Source organism: Desulfothermobacter acidiphilus (genome assembly GCF_052073645.1).
Taxonomy (GTDB): Bacteria; Bacillota; Desulfotomaculia; order Desulfotomaculales; family Ammonificaceae; genus Desulfothermobacter; species Desulfothermobacter acidiphilus.
This window is the reverse complement of record NZ_CM125440.1, coordinates 298,232-318,380: the sequence shown is the minus strand read 5'-3', so window position 1 is coordinate 318,380 and position 20,149 is coordinate 298,232. Positions and strand designations below refer to the sequence as shown.

Below are 20,149 nucleotides of genomic sequence, written 5' to 3'. Positions count from 1 at the left end.
AGTGCTAGGATACGGGCTCACTTATCCCGCAGCTGCCCTTACCGTCATTACTACCTTGGCTATTATCGCTTTCTTAACTTGGAAGGGCTTGTCCTTATTCTTCGTTCACAAAGTTCCTTTGAGTAACGTATTCAGCACCGCCTGGCACCCGGAACGCCCTTTATCGGAAGGCGGTCCCCAGGTGGGTATCCTCAACTTTTTATACGGTTCCATAGTGGTCTCCGTGCTTTCGGCGTTGCTGGCCACACCGTTCGGTATAGCGGTGGCGGTCTTTATTTCCGAAATAGCCCCACAGGTAGGGCAAAGAGTGCTACAGCCAGTGATAGAGCTTTTGGCCGGCATCCCTTCAGTGGTCTACGGTTACGTGGGATTGAGCGTGCTGGTACCTTTCATCCGTCACTACCTAGGGGGTACCGGCTTTAGTCTGCTGGCCGGAGTGCTGGTACTTGCGGTGATGATTCTTCCCACTATCGCCAGCGTGTCCACTGACTCTCTGCGCGCCCTCTCGCACATCCTACGTGAGACAGCTTATGCCCTGGGGGCCACCCGCTGGCAAATGATACGGCTGGTTCTGATCCCAGCAGCGAGAACTGGCATTCTCACCGGCGTGGTTTTGGCTCTGGCCCGTGCCTTCGGAGAAGCTTTGGCGGTACAGATGGTGATAGGTAACATTCCCAACCTCCCCACATCGTTTCTCATCCCCATCATCACCCTCACCAGCGGTATAACGATGTATATGGGGAATACCGTCCAAGGCTCGCTCTGGAGCGACGCTTTATGGTTCATGGGGCTAATTTTGCTGATCACCTCTTTCTTGTTTATTATTCTGGTGCGCTTCGTAGGTAAATGGGGGGTAGCCAAATGATCAACGCCCATTTAAAAAATCGACTGGCCACTCTGCTCTTCTGGCTGGGAGCTGCTGTGGTAGTAGCGGTGCTGGTTTCGCTCTTGGGTTACATCATGTACTACGGCCTGCGGGTCATCGATTGGAAATTTCTTACCGGTGAGCCAGCTACCATCCGGGCCGGCGGCGGGATAGGCCCTAATATCTTCAACTCCTTCTACCTCCTTTTTTTGGCCCTGCTAATGGTCGGCCCTTTGGGGATTTTGGCTGGCATCTATCTGTCCGAGTACGCCAAAGAAACCCAGCTCACCCGCTCCATACGTCTGAGCATCGAGACCCTGGCCTCGCTCCCCTCCATCGTAGTGGGACTTTTCGGTTTGTTGTTCTTCGTCACCACACTTGGACTGGGTTACTCCCTCTTAGCCGGAGCACTGGCCCTCACCATCCTTAACCTGCCACTGGTGGTCCGTATTACCGAAGAAGCCTTCAACAACGTCCCTCACGATTTACGGGAAGCCAGTCTCAGCCTGGGAGCTAGCAAATGGCAGACCATTTACAAGGTGGTTTTGCCTTCCGCCCTACCAGGGCTATTAACCGGCATCATTCTAGCTTCTGGACGGATCATGGGAGAAGCTGCCGCCCTGCTTTTCACCGCTGGTCTAACTACTCCTAGACTGGATTTCCACCAATGGGACATTACCAGTCCCACCTGTCCTTGGAACCCCCTGCGCCCGGGAGAAACCCTGTCGGTACATATCTGGAAGGTAAATTCCGAATCCATTATTCCCGATGTTCGCCGGGTAGCCGATGGCTCCTCGGCGGTTCTGGTGATTATCGTTTTACTTTTCAATTTCCTGGCCCGCTGGTTGGCACGTCGCGCTTCTATCCGCCTTACAGGTCACTAGCCGACGGCTAACCTGTTTTCCTTCACAGCAAAAAAGCACCCGCTGCCGCCCCAACACCGTTTCTAGGTGAACCGGACGGCGCCAAATAAAATAAACGTGGGAAAGGGCGCGCTCCAGATGGGAAAGGTCGAGTTCCCGGCCATCAAAAATGTGCTGCAGATAGAGCTCGCCCTTTCCCCGGTAATCACCATCCTTCACCCTGATGTAAGGGGAGCCACAGTAGATCAAGCGTTGCAATAAAGCTTCCTTTACTTTTTCAGGCTCGCTGGTTACCAACTCCCGATTTTCACCTCGACATCGGCAGAGTTTAAGATCTAAAGCCCGCACCAAGCCGGGAGTTAGGTAGTTCCGCACCAGGGACACGTCGTCCTCACTTTCCCGCACCGCGAAGATCTTTTCACGACCGTAGCGGCGCTCGATGTCTTCTAGTAGCCGTAGCCCTAGCAAGTAGGGATTAATACTGTGGGAATAAGGAGACAATAGGCGGGCTTGCCAGCGGGCCAATTCCACTGCTTCGCCCCAGGTGAGAGGCAATTGCCGCATCAAGCGCGTATGCCAATAAGTGGCCCAGCCCTCGTTGAGAATCTTGGTGGCCAATTGAGGCCAGAAGTAGAGACTTTCCTGGCGCACTATTTCCAGCACTTCTCGCTCCCACTCCTCCAGATCTGGGGCGCGTTGCTGCAGAAAAAGCAATAGATCTTTGCACTCCCCCTGCGTGGAGTCAGGGTCCACCTGCTCTTGCAAAGACAGCGCTGCTTCCAGAAACTCTTCCACCCTTTCCCTACCGTGAAGCTCGATAAAATAGCTCATACGAAGGGAGTGCCCCCGCATCCGCTGAAGCATATCGGCGGGCAGCTGGCGGAAACGAAAATTGTGGCGGAAAAAATCTCCGTGAGCGAGCACGTGCGCTAAAATCAAGCGGTACTCCAGGATTCCTCTCCTTTCCTGAATAAAGACGTAACAGGGATCATTATTAATCACCAACTCGTAGATCCGACTGAGCCCCAGGCGACAACGCCAAAGCAGACGCTGGTAAGCCTTGCCCCAACTCCAATGAGAAAAACGCTCCGGGACCCCATAAGCTCCCAGGGCAGCCAGTGACCGAGTGGAGCAAAGCTGCACGCGCACAGGGGAGAAATCCAGCCCTTCAGCCCGTGCCCAGGAAATTAAATCTGCCAGCACCCTTTCCAACTCTGCCACGGCCATGGAAGCCACCTCCGTAATACATTTATTCCCTTGACAACCGTCCTATGACCTCGGCGAGGGAGGAAAAGGGCGCTTAATGTCGAATTTTCGCAAAAATGACACCGCGAGGAGCTAGAGCATGGCCAGAGAAGGACAGGTGACAGGACAGGCTTACCTTAAAGATGGACGCCTTCACGTGCATGGCTCAGCGTCAGCCCCAGCACTGGTTATCCCCGGGGAAGGAGTGAAGCTCCGAGTGAACGGGGAGGAGTTCCAGGAGCCGGTGGAAATCCGCCCCGAAGACCATGTGGAAATCGTCCTTCCCCCGGCTCGGGAGGAGCCGGGCAAAGTTCAGGTGCTGATAACAGCGGATAAATTGCAAGCCTGGCTGGAAGTGCAGCTAGGCCGCCGCCTAATCCCCTTCCTCCCTGACCTCCCGCCGCGACCGCGTGTGGTGCTACAGCCCCAGGATCGAGAAGAAAAATTCTTTCCTGTAAGCAAGGAAGAGTTGCTGCGCCTGCTGGCCGAAAAAGGCGTGCAGCGGGGCCTACTCTTGGAGGTGATCGACGAACTCTACCGCCAGCCCCAGGAAGGACGTTTTCTCATCGCTACCGGACAGCCACCCACTCCCCCCCAGGACGAGGAGGTGGAGGCCAGCTGCTGTCCCCGAGAAGTGGGACGACCGGTGGTCACGGAGAATGGCCGGGTGGACTATCGCGAACTGCAACGCTTCCCCTCCGTAGCTGCTGGCTGTGTGTTGGGAATAAAAAAACCAGCCGTACCGGGCCAGCCTGGGTGGGGAGTAGACGGCCAACCCCTTCCCCCCCGCCCCCCTAAAGAGGCCATACTCGAAGCGGGACCGGGAGCGCAGCTAGCCCCCGACGGCTTGAGCGTGTTAGCGACCATCGACGGCAAGCCTGTTTATCGGCAGCGCGGCAACCGTCACTACTTCGCCGTGGAGCCCCTGCTGAAAATCCAGGGCAATGTGGACATGGGCACCGGCAACGTTAAATTCGCTGGCAACGTTAAAGTTAGCGGCAATGTGGCCGAAAGCATGGAAGTCCGAGCCGGTGGCAGCGTATGGGTGGAGGGGGAAGTGGCCAGCGCTCTCATCGAAGCTAGAGGGGATGTCACTATCGGCAACGTCATAGCCAGCACCGTACGTGCCGGTGGGGCAGTAGTGGTCTACGCTCAACTCCTCTCGTCGCTTCAGGAATTCGGGGCCTTACTGCGAGAAGCTATGGAGGCCACCGCTGACCTGCAACGGCACGCCGCTTCTCAGAAACGCCCTTTGAAGGCGGGCACCGCCTTCTTGCTCCTGCTGGAGCGCAAATATTCTCGCCTCCTCCAAATTCTCAGAGAAATAAGCAAACAAGTTGAAGCCGCCCAGCGCCAGAAAAGTGAACTCCCCTCTCCCCTGTTGTCGGGCCTGCAAGAAGTGCAGCGGGCCTTAAACGCCATCCGCTTTTCCCCGCCAGATCAACTGCGGGAGTTAGAGGAAGGAATGCAGCAATTGCATCTAGGCCGGGAAGAATTGGAGAAATATTTAACGGGAGGCAAAGCGCGCATAGTGATCCGCTACGCACTCAACAGCGTACTGGAAGCCACTGGCGACATCCTAGTCACCGGCCAGGGAGCTTACAACTCCATCCTGCGCGCCGGGGGCAAGGTCCGAGTCGAAGGGATTCTGCGCGGCGGGAGGGCCGAAGCTCAGGAAGAGATAGCCATCAATGTGGCTGGCTCCGACTTGGGAGTGAAAACCGTAATCGTTGCTCCCGCCCCCCACCGAATCAAGCTGAAAAAAGCTTATCCCGGAGTTATCATCCAAGCCGGCAAACAGGTAACCGAGCTCACCACTCCCCTACGCGAAATCAAGGTGGGCCTTTCCTCCAGTGGGCGGCTGGAGGTGATAGGCATCAGCTGGGCTCCCGACCAGGAGAATACTTAGGCTTTAAGCGCGCGCCAACGAGCAAAGCCACTAAGCGATGCGCACCTCGGCCAGGCGCCGGCTAAGAGCTTCCAGGTAAAGCTGCAGGTACTCGGCCGCCGAGCGAGCCCAAGAAAAATCGCAGGACATAGCGTTACGCACCAAACGCTGCCAGGAATCCGGATGGTCACGGTAAAGTTTCAGCGCCCGGGCGATGGCCCGGTAAAACTCGCGGGCGTGGTACTCACGAAAGACGAAGCCGTTACCCGATAGAGTGGCCGGATCGAATTCCTGAACGGTGTCAGCTAGCCCTCCGGTAGCCCGCACCACGGGGATGGCACCGTAGCGCATAGCAATAAGCTGACCCAGACCGCAGGGCTCAAAGCGAGAAGGCATGAGGAAAATATCGGCTCCAGCGTAAATGCGCTGGGCTAGAACTGGGTTGAAGCCCAAGTAAAGCCCCACCTTTTGCGGGTAACGTCGCTGCAACTCCTGAAAGAGCCGGTGGTAATATTCGTCACCGGTTCCGAGAACCACTAGCTGCACTTCCAGATGCATTAGCTCTCCCGCTACCTCCGCTACCAGATCCAGCCCTTTCTGCGCCACCAGGCGAGAAACAATCCCTAAAAGCGGTACCTCCTTAACTGGGAGACCCATCTCCCGTTGTAAGGCGTATTTATTCTCCCGCTTATCTTCCAGATTGTCCAGTCCGTAGTTGCGATGCAAGCGCGGGTCAATCTTAGGGTTGAACTCGTGGTAGTTGATCCCGTTGACAATGCCGTAAAGGTCGCGCGCGCGACGGCGCAAGACCCCGTCTAGCCGCTCCCCGTAAGCTGGGGTCTGGATCTCCCGCGCATAGGTGCGGCTCACCGTGCTGATCATATCGGCGTAAAGCAATCCCGCCTTCATGAAGCTGAATTGGCCGTAGAACTCAAGCGCCTCAGGATGGTAATACTCGTCTCCTAGCCGAAATAGGCTAATAGTTTCCCAGGGGAAATTACCCTGGTATTGGAGATTGTGAATGGTAAACACCGTAGCGATGTCCCGGTAAAAAGGATGCGCGCGGTAATGCGTTCGCAGCAGCAGCGGTAAGGGAGCGGTCTGCCAATCGTGGCAATGAATAATGTCCGGTTGCCAGTTGAGACGAGGCAAAAGCTCCAATGCCGCCCAGCAGAAGAAGGCAAAACGCTCCGCGTCATCGGGAAAAGCGTAAATTCCGTCACGCCAGAAATAGTGGTAATTACTTACAAAATAGACCGGGAGAGAGCGATGCTCCCCCCGCCAGTGAGCTTCCAGTTTCCCTTGGCGCAAAACGCAGGTTTCCAATCGTTGATCTAGCGGAACGGGAAAATCCATGAGGTACTCGGTCTCATCGATGTTTTTGTAATGGGGCAACAGTAAGCGCACATCGTTGTGACGTTCGTCCGGACCCACGGCTAACGCTTTGGGCAAGGAGCCAACCACATCGGCCAGACCCCCCACCTTAGCAAAGGGAACGGCTTCCGAAGCCACGAAAAGAATCTTTAAGGCACGATCAAACAAACGGGCTCACCTTCCTTTCCTCCGCAGTGGCTTCCCGCAAAGCCGCTGCCGCCATTTCTGGCGGAGTGGGATTAATATAGTAGCCGGTGCCGAGTTCAAAACCGGCCATAATGGTGAGACGGGGTAGAATCTCTATGTGCCAATGATAATCCACTGGCTCCAGCACATTAACCGGAGCGGTGTGGAGAAGCAGATTATACGGGGGGTCAAAAACCGTCTGCGCCAAGCGACGCAGGCAACTCCGGAGTATGGAGGCCAAAGCACGCACCTCCTGTTCTCCAATGGTCCCAAAATCGGGTTCGTGACGCTTGGGTACCAGCCACATCTCGAAAGGAAAGCGAGCCGCGTAAGGTACGAAGGCCAAAAACTCGCTGTTTTCCTCCACCACGCGCTCGCCCACCTGGAGTTCATAACTCCAAAGATCGCAAAAAACGCACCTGCCCTTCTCTTCCCGGTAGCGTCGGGCCCCGGCGAGCTCTGCCTGGATTTCAGCCGGCACCATGGGGAGAGCCACCAATTGGGAGTGAGCGTGCTCCAGCGAGGCTCCCGCAACCGAACCCTTGTTTTTAAAAATTTGGATATAGTGAAAGCGCGGATCCCGCCGCAAATCTAGCAGGCGGGCGCGCCAGGCCCAGATGACCTCGGCCACTTGGCGCTCGCTCTGATCCACCAGGTTATCCACGTGTTCCGGAGTCTCGACAATTACCTCGTGCGCCCCTACCCCGCAACGCCAGTAGTAAGGCCCGACACCGCGCACCACGTTTTCTTCCTCCACGCGGCAAGCCGGAAATTTGTTAGGCACTACTCGCACCCACCAGCCAGGTTGATCAGGAAAGGACCCCGGATTGCGGAAGGACATAACCTCGGGTGGGGTATCGCTTTCGTGCCCCACACAAAGAGGGCAGCGCTCGGCTTTCTTTCGCTCCAGAGGAGGGCGATAATCCGTGGGACGCTTGGCCCTTTCGGTGCTCACCGCCACCCAACGATCGACAACAGAATCTTTACGCCATTCTGGCAAAGTTCACCTCTCCTTTACGTCCCCAATATGCCCGCTCCGGCATTAATAATTTACCCCGCTCGACTCCTTTCCAGTACCACCGCGGAGTCGATTCGATAATCTCCGCTTTCTGGCAGGAAAAAAACTCGAGACGGCGAATTCTGATCTTAACCGCAAGAAAAAAGGCTAAAGCAGGGGGATCATGGCACGCTCCAGCATCAGCATCAAAGGAACCCGCGAAGGCTTGGTGATTTTTCTAGACCCTGGCTGCGATTTTGAAGACTGGAAACAGGGTCTAAAGCGCCATTTGGACAGCGCCCGCGATTTTTTTCAAGGAGCTCGCTTTCTCCTTCACCCTAGACGGGAACTTCCGGTCGAACAAGAGCGAGAGCTGGTAGAACTGGCTTCCCAGTATGGGCTGGTGTACGGGGGATGCCGTTCACCCGCCTCTTCCCCCACCTCCGCCTTCCCCCCATCCATGACCGCCGATCTGGGCAACGCTCATCTGCACCGGGGACACCTACGGGCGGGGCAGGAGATATTGAGCGACACCAATCTCGTAATCCTGGGCGATGTGCATCCAGGAGCTCGAGTAACGGCCAGCGGCAGCGTAGTGGTATGCGGCACTCTCCTAGGAGAAGTGCAAGCTGGTAACCAGGGCTGCACCTCGGCAGTGGTGGTGGCGTACCGTTTCGCACCCCTAAGGCTGAGCATCGCGGGTGTATCCGCCCCTCCTTTCACCGTCACCCTTCACATGGTCAAGGCACGGCTCCAAGGGAATAATATCCTTTTGGACCCCCTTTTCCCTCACCGCTGACCCGAGAGCCACCGGCTCACCCATAAAAGCCCGCAGATCGACTTGGCATCGCAAATCTCCCCTTGTTCGATCAATGCCAGAGCTCGATCCAGGGGGAGTTGCTCGGCTTGCAGGAACTCGTCTCGGTCGGGCGCCCTCTGAGCTGGGTAGAGCTGGCGGGCTAAAAAAAGATGCATTCGCTCGCTGGTGAACCCGGGCGTAGAGTAAAAAGTAGCCATCAACCTCCAAGAGTGAGCTCCCCAACCCGTTTCTTCCTCTAGCTCCCGGCGGGCGCAGAGTTCAGGGGCCTCTCCTTTTTCTATTTTCCCCGCCGGAATCTCCAAGAGCTCTCGTCCCACCGGGTAGCGATATTGCCGCACCATGACCACCTCGCCCGCCTCTGTTAAAGGAACGATAGCCACGGCACCGGAGTACTCCACCACCTCGCGGGTGGAAGTGCGCCCGTCCGGTAACAGGACAGTATCTACCCGTACCTTCAGCAGACGGCCCTGAAACACCGTCCGGGAACTTAGACAACGCTCATAAAGCTGGGACACTGTCCGGTCCACCTCCCTGTAGCGCCGCCGTCAGATAGCCTACACCTAGCTGAGCTAGCCACACGCAATCTTCGGTGCTCCCGTAAGCAGGAGCGGTGACATCGAAGAGCACCGTGGCCCGGGGAGGAAACTCCTCGTCTCCCGACCACACCACATAGGCCAGGGGCAAACGGGGCAGAGGCAGCAAACACACCGCTGCATCCCCCATAGGGAGGCGCTGTCCTCCCAATCTGATGCCCGCTTCTATTAGCGCCTCTGGCCGATCAGCAAAGAACTTAAGCAAAGGATTAAGCACCCGCCGGGCGAAGGGTTCGCGGTAATTAAACCCGCCGGGGAGTTCTTTAAAGGACAGCCACTCCCCCTCCGGCAAGATGCCAGCGGCCCTCGTCACGTAGTGTAAGAGCAGGATCTCCTCTAGCACGGGCAAGGAGCGCCCAGAAGGGGGAAGGCAATACGTCTTGCCGAAAAAAGGAATAATTAAGCGCTGCTCCTGGTCCAGCTGGACTCCGGCCCGCAGGGCCATGCTTTGGCGGTCGCGACGGGCAAACTCCTCCCGAGCCATCAGAAGAGCTTGCTCCAACGCCTGAGTTTTAAGCACGGGATTTTCCTCCTTCGGTACCCGTTTATCTCCAATTCGTCAGTTTCGCCACCGGATAGCCAAAGTCCTGCGCATATCTACCACCACTACAGGGCATAGTGAGAAAGAAAAAATCTGAGCTCACCTTGGGAGGGGTAAGAATGAACGGGCGCCTACGACGTGATCCTTACGGGGAAATCAGCAGCCTACGCGAGCAAATGAATCGCCTGTGGGATTCCATCCGTCCGGTTCTGGGTTGGAGAAGCAATTGGAGCGAAAGCAGTTGCTATCCACGGGTGGACATCTACCAAACTGAGGACGAGGTTATCCTGGTCGCCGAGGTGCCAGGGCTTAGACCCAAGGAAGACCTCGAAATCGCCGTTAGCGAAGACAGCATCACCCTTCGGGGAGAAGTGCAACGCGATGCCGCTTGCACCCAGGAAGGGGTTTACCACCACGAACGCTACTACGGGCGCTTCCATCGCACCTTCAACCTGCCCGCCGAAGTCAAACCCGAAGAGGTTCGGGCTACTTACCGCGACGGCGTCTTAGAGGTGCACCTGCCCAAAAGCGAAGCCAGTCGCAAGAAATGGGTCAAAGTGGAAGTACATTAAGGAGGTCGGCCTCGGCCGGCTCCTTCATTGCTCAGGCAGGTGCAAGCGCCGCAGGATCACTCGGCGAGCCTCTTTTTCCCAGAAATCCCGTAGGGGAGGTAGCACAACCCTCAGACCCCGTCGCTGCAAGGCCAGATTGATAAGGTGGTCAGCCAAAGCCGGGTTCTTGGGAAGTAGCGGTCCATGGAGGTAGGTCCCGAACACGTTGCGATATCTGACCCCTTCCGTGCCGTCCCGCCCATTGTTACCGAATCCCCGCAGCACCCGCCCCAACGGCTTAACCTGGCCCAGATAGGTGCGGCCAGAGTGGTTTTCAAAACCGCATAAGATTTGCTTTCTCCCGCCTAATATAACTTCCACTGCTATGTCCCCTATTAGGCGTTCTGGCCCCGCCTCGGTGCAGAAATCGATCAAACCCAGCCCTGGCAGCTCCCCGCCTCCGGGCAGCCGATAATAATGACCCAGCAGCTGGTAGCCCCCGCAAATCGCCAGCACTACCAGACCCTTTTCCACCGCGTCCCGTAAATCCGCAGCTCGGCTACTTAGATCCTCCGCCGCTATACGCTGTGCCTGGTCCGAACCCCCTCCTAAAAAGAGCAAATCTACCTCCGCAAGATCCACCGGTTCGCCGTAGCGTACTTCCCGCAGGCTAACCGGAATTCCTCGCCACCGGCAGCGCTGCAGCAAGACCAATATATTACCGCGGTCGCCATAAAGATTAAGTAAATCAGGGTAGAGATGACAAATCCGCAGCATTGCTACCCTCTTCTCTCACATAGCGCTTGAGCAATTTTTCTACGGGCCACAAAGCAGTGTAGGTGACCAGAAGATGCACCACCCTGGCCGAACCACCCAGAACCTCCCGCACCCCTTGATCAAGCCCTGGACAGAGCCGGATTTTACGAGTTGGCACCCCCGCGTAATGCAAGCGTAACGCCATATCCGCCGCCCGACGGCCCGAACAAATCACGGAATTTATCTTTTCCGCCGGCAACAAACTCTCGAAATCCACATCCCATATCCAGGACACATCGCGGCCATCCGCTTCATTATCGTTGAGAGCCATTAACACGTCTAGTCTTCCCGAGGCTAACCCCAGCAGCCGCAAACCCTCGTTAAAACCAGCCGGGTTTTTTACTAGGTTAAGATAAACCTGCCGGTCTCCATGCCAGAAATGTTGCAATCGCCCAGTAGCAGGCAAATAATGGGAGAGTTCTTGCACTACTCTCTCAGGTGCCAAGCCTAACCACCAGCTCACGGCCAAAACGGCCAGCGCATTGTAAAGGTTATAAAACCCCAGGGTTGGTAGCTGGCAGTCTAACATCCGGTCCCCCACCCTAACCCGGCTCAAAAGGTGGCCGTTGGTTAGCCGTACCTCCAAAGCTTCCACTTGAGCCGCAGGGCGAGCAAAACCGCAGCCAGGGCAACGGTAGGCCCCCAGCTGGCTGTAGTGGTAATACAGATAGATTAATTCGCACCCGCAACGGGGGCAAAACCGGGCTTCACGACAGCCCTCCTCCTGAAGCGGGCGGCGAACGGGAGCTCCTATACCGTAAAAAAGCGCAGGGTGATTGTTAAAGGCCAAGCTGGTCACTAACGGGTCATCAGCGTTCAGAACCAGCTTGGTGCAAGGGAGACGAGCTAGGGTGGAGCGGATCAATTCCACCGCGTGGTCGAGTTCTCCATAGCGATCCAGCTGATCGCGAAAGAAATTGGTGACCACGATCATGGCTGGGCGGAGCTCGGGCACTAAGCGGGGAAAACTGGCCTCATCCACCTCCAACAAAGCCCAATCCGAGTCTAACCTTCCCCGCCAAGAAGCCGAGCGAACCAGGGCTGAAGCCAACCCGCTTGCCATATTGGCCCCCTCACGGTTGGCCACCACCCGATAGCCTAGAGAACTGAACAAGGTGGTCAGCATATGGTTCACGGTGGTTTTACCGTTGGTGCCGGTCACCACGATGACCCTGGTTCCCATTTCCTGGGCTAGAGCATCTATGATAGACGGGCAGAAGCGCAGCGCCACCCGCCCAGGTAGGGAGGACCCTCTCCCTCCCGCTAGCAAAGAAACCTTGGCCGTGATTTTGCCCGCCCACAAGGCAAGGAGTTGCCGTGCCGACATTAGCACCTCACCCTGCATGGCAGGGACGGCAAGTAGCGGGCAGAAGCAGGGGTTGCTCCCGGCGCGAGCCGGTGCGGTAGACGGTAATCCCCTTCACCCGGAGTTCGAAAGCCATTCGGAAAATGTGGGCTACTTCCGCCGGCGCTATTTCCCTCGGTAAGTTGATCGTTTTACTCACTGCGTTGTCGGTATGGCGCTGAAAAGCTGCCTGGTGCCGCAAATGCCATTCCGGAGTTATTTCCAACGCGGTGCGGAAAAGGCGTCGCGCGGTTTCCGGCAGGCCGAACTCAGCCGCGACAGAGGAAAGATTACCGGTCTGAGCCACCGCGGACATAATCGCCTCCCCTTGCTCCGGGGTAAAATTACGCTTTAAATACTCACGAAACACCTTATCCACCACCAGCAATACGCGGTTGTCCAGCACCACCCGCCGGTACACCAAGGCAAAGACCGGCTCGATACCGGGACTGACGCCAGCGATAGCGCTGATCGACCCCGTGGGAGCGATAGTGGTCAAAGTAGCATTGCGCAGCGGTAACTCCGGGTGATAAATCGATTCTTCCCAGGAGGGGAAAGGACCCCTTTCCTCGGCGAGCTGACGTGAGGCCACACGAGCCTCCTTGCGTATGAAACTCATAACCTCCTCCGCTAGAGCCAGAGCGGCTTCGGAATCGTAAGGAATCCCCAAGCGGAAAAGGGCATCAGCCCACCCCATTACGCCCAGCCCGACTTTGCGCGTGCGACGGGTGGCAGCAGCAATGGCCGGCACAGGGAAATGGTTGACCTCAATCACGTCGTCGAGAAAGCGCACTGCCAAGTGAACCACTTCCCGTAGCTTCTCCCAGGATAAACCGTTACCTTCCACCATGTTCAGCAAATTGATTGAACCCAGGTTGCAGGACTCGTAAGGTAGCAAGGGCTGCTCCCCGCAGTTATGCACCACCAGACCGTTGGCCACAAAAGCGTGGACGCCAGGAACCACCAGGTCGTAAACCGTTTCTTCGCCCTCGTACACCAGTTCTTGGAAGTGAGCCAGAGCCGGCTCCTCTTCATCTGGGAACGGTTGAGCTGCGATCAAGCCCCTCTCCAACCGCTCAGCCTCCGCACCCGGCAACAGGCCGATCTCCCGGTGAAAAGCCGCCACCGCCCCCCTGGTAAGGATGAGCTCCGCTGCCCTCCCCGCCCGGCAAAGGCAGCTACGAACGCCGAAATTAAGCAGCAGCCGCTGCGCCTCGAGCAAGAGCTCCTCCACAGGAGCCCGCAATGTCACTGCCAAGGGGGAAAGACTCACCTCCCCCCAGGCGCTAAACAGTGCTTGCAAAAATCCCCGCTGCAGCTCTTTGCTCCCGGTGAAGACCTCCTCCGGTATGCGGAGACCTTCCTCCCTGGTTTCAAGGAAACCGCCCCAGCCACCGGACCCCACGGGGACCAGTATGGATTCCTTCTTAGCTGTTAACATCCATCCCAAGGCCAATCCCAACTCGTACGACCCCTCCCGGCCGAAACCACCGGGGCGATCTAGCACCAAGAGGCCATCGCCCGGCCGCAACTTCTCGGCCGCCACCCAACCGCGAGTAGTCAGCACCTGGTGGTCGGCCGTCAGGCGCAATTGGTACCCCTCGCGGGTGAGCAAACGAAAGACCGGTTTGCGTCCAGTAGCCAACGCTGCCACCGCTGGAACCAGAGGGTTGGAATCAACCCTGCTATCCGCCACCACTGGCGGCAACCATTTCCTCTGGGCCAGATCGCGCACCCGTATCAGCCCCTGCCCCGTATAAACCCACGTATCGCCGGTGACGCAAGGGTTAGTCGCTTCAATAAGACCCAAGGCCGGGGTGGGGTTAGCTTGATTAACCGCATCCACAAACAGCAGCCCGGGTTCCCCGTTGGCGTGCGCGTGCTGCACGATCCAATCAAAAAGTTCGCGCGCCGGGAGGCGTCGATAAACTTTATCGCGAAACACCAATTTCCATTCTTGCGAACGATCCAGAGCGGTGAAAAAAGCGTCGGGCACCGCCACCGAAATGTTAAAGTTGCGAAACGCCCCCTCTTCCTCCTTGCAGGCCACGAACTCCATTATATCGGGATGGTCAGCCCGTAAAATCCCCATATTAGCGCCCCGGCGCACGCCACCCTGTTTGATCTCCTCCGTAGCAGCGTTGAAGATTCGCATGAAGCTAACCGGCCCCGAAGCCACTCCCCCTGTAGAGCGTACCGGGTCCCCCTTGGGGCGCAGGCGCGAGAAATTAAAGCCAGTTCCTCCACCGCTCTTATGAATCAGCGCAGCGTGCTTTAGCGTCTCGAAAATCGATTCGATGCTATCCTCGAGAGGCAAAACGAAGCAGGCGGCCAGCTGTCCCAGCTCTCGACCAGCGTTGATTAGAGTGGGGGTGTTAGGTAAAAAGTCCAGGTTAGCCATAAGGTCAAAAAAACGCCGGGCCCAGCCACTTAACTGGCTGGTGTCAGCCCCGAAACGAGCTTCAGCCTCGGCTACCGCCCGCGCTACCCGCCAAAACATTTCCTCCGGGCTTTCCACCACCCGCCCCTGCTCGTCCCGCTTCAAATAACGCCCCGCTAAAATCACTAGGCTGTTCTCGTCCAGCTTTAACAAGCTCTCCCCGCCCCAGCAAAAGCTTTAAAAGGTTCATCAATCATGATAGCTCCCTGCGCCTCGCTAAGCAAGCCAACTATAACCGACGCCAGGGGCGGTACTGGAAAAGTAGCCAGTAGATCAGAAGCCCAGCCGCCCCCGCCAACAACAGTAAGGGCTGTAACCTCCGCGCCGCCTGTTGCCAACCGTAGCCGAAAAACAGTCCCAGGGCCAGATAAAGGGCCGCCCAAACAGAGGCGAATAGAAGGGTTAGAATAAGGAAAAGCCCCGGACTAATCCGGCTCATACCGGCCAGATAAGGAACCAAATTACCCATGCCCGGCAAAAAGCGCCCAAACAACACGAAACCAGGGGAAGAGCGGCACAGATAAGAGCGAGCTCGCTCTAATTGCTCCAGAGGAAGGTGAAGCCAGCGTCCTAGGGAAGGGAATAGGCTTGCCTCTACCCGGCGACCTACGAAGTAGGCTAATAGTGAACCCAAGGCAAAGCCCGTAACCGTGGCGGCTAAAGCGCTGGAATAGGTGAAGTAACCGCGAGCCACCATAAAACCGGCCAGAATCACCATAATCCCGCCGGGAAAAAGAGGGATTCCTAGCGCCTCCAGAAAACTTCCCAGTGCTAGTCCCCCCAAACCCAAGGCGTAGAGTTTACTTATAATGGTTTCTTCCATTCCGACCCCCTTATTCTATAGTGCCCGCGCCGGGCCCAGATAAATTATCCCTCTCTGCCCGTCTAGAGTTATTTGCTGCCCGTCCTGCAAAATGGCCGTGGCCCCTTCCACTCCCACGATCACGGGAATGCCGAATTCCAGCCCCACGATGGCAGCGTGAGAAGTTAATCCACCCACCTCGGTAACGATGCCACTGCATTTCTGGATGGCAGGAATGTACTCCTTGTCCGTAGCCGGCGCCACCAGAATGTCCCCCGGCTGGACCTTCTCCAAAGCTTCTTTAGCGGTCTTAGCCACCCGGGCCTTGCCAGTTGCCGATTTCGCCCCTATCCCCATACCTCGGGCCACCACGTCACCCACGGTGTACACTTTTAGGAGATTAGTGGTTCCGTGCACTCCCACTGGGACCCCTGCGGTTATTACCACCAAATCCCCCGATTTGATATAGCCGGAAGCCATAGCCGCCCGCACCGCCTCAGCCGTCATTTGGTCGGTATTCTCCATACGCTCCACCAACAAAGGGTGCACCCCCCAGACCAGAGCTAGGCGCCTCTTGACCTCCACCCCGGGAGTGGCCGCTAGAATAGGAGCTCGGGGGCGATATTTAGCCACCATGCGAGCGGTGTACCCGGTCTGGGTAGCCGTGATGATAGCGGCGGCTCCCAGATCCCTGGCGGTGTTACAGGTGGCGTAGCTTATAGCGTCGGTGACAGTGTGTTTGCTCGCTAGGGCTTGGCGGTGAACCATAGCCTCTTCGTAGGGGAACGCTTCCTCGGTGCGCTGAGCAATGCGGGCCATAGTGCTTACGGTTTCCACCGGGTAGTGGCCAATAGCCGTCTCTCCCGAAAGCATAACGGCATCGGTGCCGTCTAAGATAGCGTTGGCCACATCCGTTACTTCAGCCCTGGTGGGGCGAGGATGGTGAATCATTGATTCCAGCATCTGCGTGGCGGTGATCACCGGTTTTCCGGCGGCGTTAGCCTGAAGGATGATGCGTTTCTGCACCAGGGGCACCTCTTCCAGCGGTATCTCTAAGCCCAGATCTCCCCGAGCCACCATCACGCCGTCGGCTACTTTCAAAATGGCAGGAAGGTTTTCCATCCCTTCACGATTCTCTATCTTAGCGATGAGCCATATCTGGCCGGCTCCCAATTCTTCTAGCAATCGACGCGCCACCAGGACATCGTCAGCCTTACGCACGTAGGAGAGGGCCACGAAGTCCACCTGCTCGCTGACAGAGAAGCGAAGATCTTCCCGGTCTTTTTCAGTAAGCGAGGGCAAATTAACCTTTATCCCTGGCAGGTTGACGCCCTTGTGCGGGGTCAATTCTCCCCCCGCTTCCACCCGACACCGCACTTCTTCGGGGGTGACCTCCAGCACCCGCAGGCCGATCAAGCCATCAGCTATTAATACCGCGTCTCCCGGACGCAGATCTTGAGTGATCCCCTCGTAATTAACCGGTAATCTATCCGCCGTGCCGGGGAAATCCCCAGGAACCAGCCGAACCTCTTCTCCTTCGCGGAGATAAACCTTGCCCTCAGCGAGCTCTCCTATACGAATCCGCGGTCCCCTTATGTCCACCAGGATACCCAGATTCCTGCCCAGCTGTTCGGCGAGCTCTCTAAGAAGGCGGATGCGCTGCCGGTGTTCCCCTTGGGTGCCGTGCGACATATTAATCCGAGCCACGTCCATTCCCGCCCGGATCAGCTGTGCCAGCGTTTCCGGTGACTCCGTCGCTGGACCTATGGTACAAACGATTTTGGTGTGCTGTAAAACCACCCAACTCACCCGCCCTATATGGCCAAAATTTCTGCCAGCTTGTAGACGGCCTCATCGATTTTCTTGACGGTAGCCAGCGCCTCCTCCAGGTCGCAGTGCATAATTTCGCCGCCCACCAGGCCCACCGCCGCCTTCTTCTCCCCGGCCAGCAGGAGCTCTACCGCCCTGGCCCCCATGACGCTAGCGAGGACTCGGTCGAAGACGGTGGGAGTGCCTCCACGTTGGATATGCCCTAGAATAATAGCTTTGGTTTCCAAGCCCGTGCGCTGCTTAATCTCCTGAGCAATGGAAGGAGCGTGTCCCACCCCCTCGGCCACCACGATGATGCTATGCCGCTTGCCCCGGCGAATGCCTCGCAGCAGCCGCTGACACACCGCGTCCAGATCTACCGGAAACTCGGGAACAAGGATGGACTCCGCTCCTCCGGCCAGGCCAGCGGTCAAGGCGATGTAACCGGTGTTGCGGCCCATCACTTCCACTACAAAGGTGCGCTCGTGTGAGGTGGCCGTATCGCGCACCTTATTGATGGCATCGATAACATTGTTAACCGCCGTGTCGAAACCTATCGAGTAGTCGGTGCCACCGATGTCGTTGTCAATGGTAGCCGGCACCCCTATCACCGGAAAACCGGTTTCGCGGTGGAAAGCAAGCAATCCCTTATAAGTGCCTTCGCCTCCTAAACCTATCAAGCCTTCTATCCCAGCCCGGTGCAGCGAGGCAAAGGCCTCTTTCCGGCCCTCTTCGGCGAGGAACTCCTGGGAGCGAGCTGTGAGCAATATAGTGCCACCCCGGTGGATGGTGTCGGCCACTGAACCCAACTCCAGAGGCACCAGATCCCCCTCGATGAGACCGGCATAGCCCCGTCGGATACCCCAAACCTCGCATCCTTCGTAAATGCCTTTACGCACCACAGCTCGAATGGCAGCATTCATTCCTGGGGCATCGCCGCCGCTGGTGAAAACCCCTATGCGCCGCATCTAAGCTTGAGCCTCCTCATAGCGAAATGTAGAGCCCAGGCGACGGTACTTATCGTAGCGCTGGGAGACGAGCTGGTCTGGGGGCAACGCTTGCAATTCTTCCAAATGGCGCAGGATCGCCTGGCGCAGTAAAGCCGCCGCCTCCTCGCGATTGCGATGCGATCCTCCCATGGGTTCGGGAACCACCTCATCAATCAGCCCCAGGGAATAAAGGTCTGGAGCCGTGAGTTTCAAGGCTTCAGCTGCTTCTTTAGCCCTAGTAGCGTCCTTCCAGATGATACTAGCACATCCCTCAGGTGAAATAACCGAAAATATAGCGTACTCCTGCATCAAAATGCGATCGCCCACCCCCAGAGCCAGCGCTCCCCCACTCCCTCCTTCACCAATCACTACCACCACGATAGGCACCCTCAAGGAACTCATGCGCGCCAGGTTCTGGGCTATGGCAACGCTCTGGCCCCTTTCTTCCGCCCCGATACCGCAGTGCGCCCCCGGAGTATCGATGAAAGTAATAATCGGGCGTCCAAACTTTTCCGCCTGCAGCATCAGCCGCAGGGCTTTGCGGAAACCCTCCGGATGCGGCATCCCGAAATTCCGGTGCAAGTTGCCCCGCATATTCTTTCCTTTTTGGTGGCCTAAAATCATGACCGCTTTTCCATCTAGCCAAGCCATTCCCCCTACCACCGCCGGATCGTCGCTGAAAAGGCGGTCGCCGTGGAGTTCTATGAAATCTTCGCAGAGAAGATGAACGTAGTCGAGCGTCGTAGGACGATCAGGATGCCGGGCCAGCTGCACCTTTTGCCAAGGAGTAAGTTGGGTAAAAATCTCCCGCTTCAGTTCTTCGGCGCGCTCGCGCAACCGCTCGATCTCGTCGCTCAGATCCAGCCCCTTGTCCTGGCTGAAAGCGGTGAGTTCCGCGATTTTATTCTCTAGCTCCACCAGCGGCTGCTCGAAATCAAGGTAAGTTGGCATAAATCCACCGCTCCTCACTTAAGAATGGTACCAGCGCAGAAGGCGATTGAGAGTGCAGCGCATCTGCTTGCGATGCACCACCATGTCTAGCATCCCGTGTTCCAGCAGGAACTCAGCCCGCTGAAAGCCATCTGGCAACTTTTGCCTGATAGTTTGCTCGATCACCCGGGGCCCGGTAAAGCCGATAAGGGCTCCTGGCTCGGCTAAGATAACATCTCCCAGCATCCCAAAGCTGGCCGCCACCCCTCCGGTGGTGGGATCGGTCAATACGCTTATGTAAGGTATGCCCGCCCTCCCCAATCGCTCGAGGGCCGCTGCCGTTTTGGCCATCTGCATTAACGAAATGACCCCCTCCTGCATTCGCGCCCCACCCGAAGCGACAAAAACCAAAAGAGGCAAGCGCCGTTCTACCGCTAATTCCGTAGCCCGCACCAACTTTTCCCCTACCGCTGCCCCCATGCTTCCCATGATAAAGCGGGCATCCAACACCCCCACCACCAGCTCATGCCCACCCACAGCCCCCAGGCCGATCACCATCGCCTCGGTTAACCCAGTGGTTTGGCGAGCTAGAGCCAGCTTCTCCGCGTAACCGGGAAAGTTAAGGGGGTTATCGGCTACCAGATCTTGCTCCAACTCCTGAAAGGAATTCTCATCCAAAGTAAAATGCAAGCGCTCCGCGGCCGTGAGACGGAAATGATAGCCGCATTTCTGGCACACCTTCAGGTTCTTGGCCATGTCTTTATGGTAAAGTATTTCCCCGCATTGAGGGCATTTGATCCACAGCCCCTCAGGGAGTTCTCGCTTCTCCCCCGGTTGCAGCGTCACATACTTGGTTTTGCGAAAAAACAGGGTGAAGACCTCCTTCCGCCAGGCTCAACTTAACCCCAGAAGTTCCAGGGCCTCCTCCACCTCGGCTTCGGGCACCAGCACCTCATAGGCCTGGCAACTTTTCTCCGTCCCTACCGGTCTCAGTTTCACCAGCAAGGCACCATCTTCAGACAAAAACCGCCTGATCTTTTCGGCCTCCTTCCGATTAGGTGCCAGATACACCACTGCCCACATGCTTATCCCACC

At 57.1% G+C, this 20,149-nt stretch carries 19 protein-coding genes; 5 read left to right on the top strand and 14 right to left on the bottom strand.

Features of this window, described 5'->3' with window-relative positions; all coding sequences use genetic code 11:
- The first annotated feature begins 1 nt into the window (after position 1).
- Both pstC and pstA read left to right on the top strand, forming a co-directional pair.
- Positions 2–865, top strand: a complete 864-nt coding sequence (pstC, locus tag ACTLLP_RS01650; RefSeq protein WP_441060120.1) for a phosphate ABC transporter permease subunit PstC — start codon at positions 2–4, stop codon at positions 863–865.
- Complete coding sequence (gene pstA, locus ACTLLP_RS01645) at positions 865–1,749, top strand: phosphate ABC transporter permease PstA (RefSeq protein WP_441061563.1); 885 nt, start codon at positions 865–867, stop codon at positions 1,747–1,749. Before pstC ends, pstA begins: the two co-directional genes overlap by 1 nt.
- Here pstA and ACTLLP_RS01640 read toward each other — a convergent pair.
- The gene (locus tag ACTLLP_RS01640; protein ID WP_441060118.1) at positions 1,684–2,955 is read right to left on the bottom strand and encodes a SpoVR family protein; all 1,272 of its coding nucleotides are present in this window, start codon (positions 2,953–2,955) and stop codon (positions 1,684–1,686) included. The genes pstA and ACTLLP_RS01640 overlap by 66 nt on opposite strands.
- Before the next feature lie 118 nt (positions 2,956–3,073).
- On the opposite strand from ACTLLP_RS01640, the gene ACTLLP_RS01635 reads away from it, so the two are divergent.
- Positions 3,074–4,882, top strand: coding sequence for a flagellar assembly protein A (locus ACTLLP_RS01635; protein ID WP_441060116.1), 1,809 nt, complete (start codon positions 3,074–3,076; stop codon positions 4,880–4,882).
- A gap of 30 nt (positions 4,883–4,912) precedes the next feature.
- On the opposite strand, the gene glgA is transcribed toward ACTLLP_RS01635, so the two are convergent.
- The gene (glgA, locus tag ACTLLP_RS01630) at positions 4,913–6,403 is read right to left on the bottom strand and encodes a glycogen synthase GlgA (protein ID WP_441060114.1); all 1,491 of its coding nucleotides are present in this window, start codon (positions 6,401–6,403) and stop codon (positions 4,913–4,915) included.
- Complete coding sequence (gene galT / locus ACTLLP_RS01625; RefSeq protein ID WP_441060112.1) at positions 6,396–7,421, bottom strand: galactose-1-phosphate uridylyltransferase; 1,026 nt, start codon at positions 7,419–7,421, stop codon at positions 6,396–6,398. Before galT ends, glgA begins: the two co-directional genes overlap by 8 nt.
- 181 nt (positions 7,422–7,602) lie before the next feature.
- On the opposite strand from galT, the gene ACTLLP_RS01620 reads away from it, so the two are divergent.
- Positions 7,603–8,217 (top strand): septum site-determining protein MinC, encoded by a 615-nt coding sequence (locus ACTLLP_RS01620; protein ID WP_441060110.1) that lies wholly within the window; start codon positions 7,603–7,605, stop codon positions 8,215–8,217.
- Here ACTLLP_RS01620 and ACTLLP_RS01615 read toward each other — a convergent pair.
- Positions 8,208–8,753, bottom strand: coding sequence for an NUDIX domain-containing protein (locus ACTLLP_RS01615; RefSeq protein WP_441060108.1), 546 nt, complete (start codon positions 8,751–8,753; stop codon positions 8,208–8,210). The genes ACTLLP_RS01620 and ACTLLP_RS01615 overlap by 10 nt on opposite strands.
- Complete coding sequence (locus ACTLLP_RS01610; protein ID WP_441060106.1) at positions 8,737–9,351, bottom strand: DUF3786 domain-containing protein; 615 nt, start codon at positions 9,349–9,351, stop codon at positions 8,737–8,739. The genes ACTLLP_RS01615 and ACTLLP_RS01610 overlap by 17 nt, the downstream gene beginning before the upstream one ends.
- Positions 9,352–9,491: 140 nt before the next feature.
- Here ACTLLP_RS01610 and ACTLLP_RS01605 point away from each other — a divergent pair, with 140 nt between their 5' ends.
- Entirely contained in the window at positions 9,492–9,944 is a 453-nt protein-coding gene (locus tag ACTLLP_RS01605; RefSeq protein WP_441060104.1) for an Hsp20/alpha crystallin family protein, read from the top strand.
- 24 nt (positions 9,945–9,968) lie between these two features.
- Here the strand turns inward: ACTLLP_RS01605 and ACTLLP_RS01600 are convergent, their stop codons facing one another.
- The 9 genes from ACTLLP_RS01600 to ACTLLP_RS01560 form a co-directional block, all read right to left on the bottom strand.
- Complete coding sequence (locus ACTLLP_RS01600) at positions 9,969–10,700, bottom strand: type 1 glutamine amidotransferase (RefSeq protein WP_441060102.1); 732 nt, start codon at positions 10,698–10,700, stop codon at positions 9,969–9,971.
- Entirely contained in the window at positions 10,672–12,066 is a 1,395-nt protein-coding gene (locus ACTLLP_RS01595) for a MurT ligase domain-containing protein (RefSeq protein ID WP_441060100.1), read from the bottom strand. The genes ACTLLP_RS01600 and ACTLLP_RS01595 overlap by 29 nt, the downstream gene beginning before the upstream one ends.
- Positions 12,067–12,073: 7 nt before the next feature.
- Positions 12,074–14,677: a ribonucleotide reductase barrel domain-containing protein gene (locus ACTLLP_RS01590; protein ID WP_441060098.1), complete on the bottom strand. Its 2,604-nt coding sequence runs from the start codon at positions 14,675–14,677 to the stop codon at positions 12,074–12,076.
- 76 nt (positions 14,678–14,753) lie between these two features.
- Complete coding sequence (locus tag ACTLLP_RS01585) at positions 14,754–15,347, bottom strand: DedA family protein (protein ID WP_441060096.1); 594 nt, start codon at positions 15,345–15,347, stop codon at positions 14,754–14,756.
- Positions 15,348–15,362: 15 nt separating this feature from the next.
- Positions 15,363–17,135: a pyruvate kinase gene (gene pyk, locus ACTLLP_RS01580; RefSeq protein WP_441060094.1), complete on the bottom strand. Its 1,773-nt coding sequence runs from the start codon at positions 17,133–17,135 to the stop codon at positions 15,363–15,365.
- Between the two features lie 5 nt (positions 17,136–17,140).
- Positions 17,141–18,103 (bottom strand): 6-phosphofructokinase, encoded by a 963-nt coding sequence (gene pfkA / locus ACTLLP_RS01575; protein WP_441060092.1) that lies wholly within the window; start codon positions 18,101–18,103, stop codon positions 17,141–17,143.
- Positions 18,104–19,075: an acetyl-CoA carboxylase carboxyltransferase subunit alpha gene (locus tag ACTLLP_RS01570; RefSeq protein WP_441060090.1), complete on the bottom strand. Its 972-nt coding sequence runs from the start codon at positions 19,073–19,075 to the stop codon at positions 18,104–18,106. It lies immediately after the preceding gene.
- 18 nt (positions 19,076–19,093) lie between these two features.
- Positions 19,094–19,900: an acetyl-CoA carboxylase, carboxyltransferase subunit beta gene (accD, locus tag ACTLLP_RS01565; RefSeq protein ID WP_441060089.1), complete on the bottom strand. Its 807-nt coding sequence runs from the start codon at positions 19,898–19,900 to the stop codon at positions 19,094–19,096.
- A 48-nt stretch (positions 19,901–19,948) separates the two neighbouring features.
- A complete protein-coding gene (locus ACTLLP_RS01560) occupies positions 19,949–20,137 on the bottom strand; it encodes a glutamate decarboxylase (RefSeq protein ID WP_441060088.1) in 189 nt (62 codons plus the stop codon).
- Positions 20,138–20,149 lie beyond the last annotated feature (12 nt).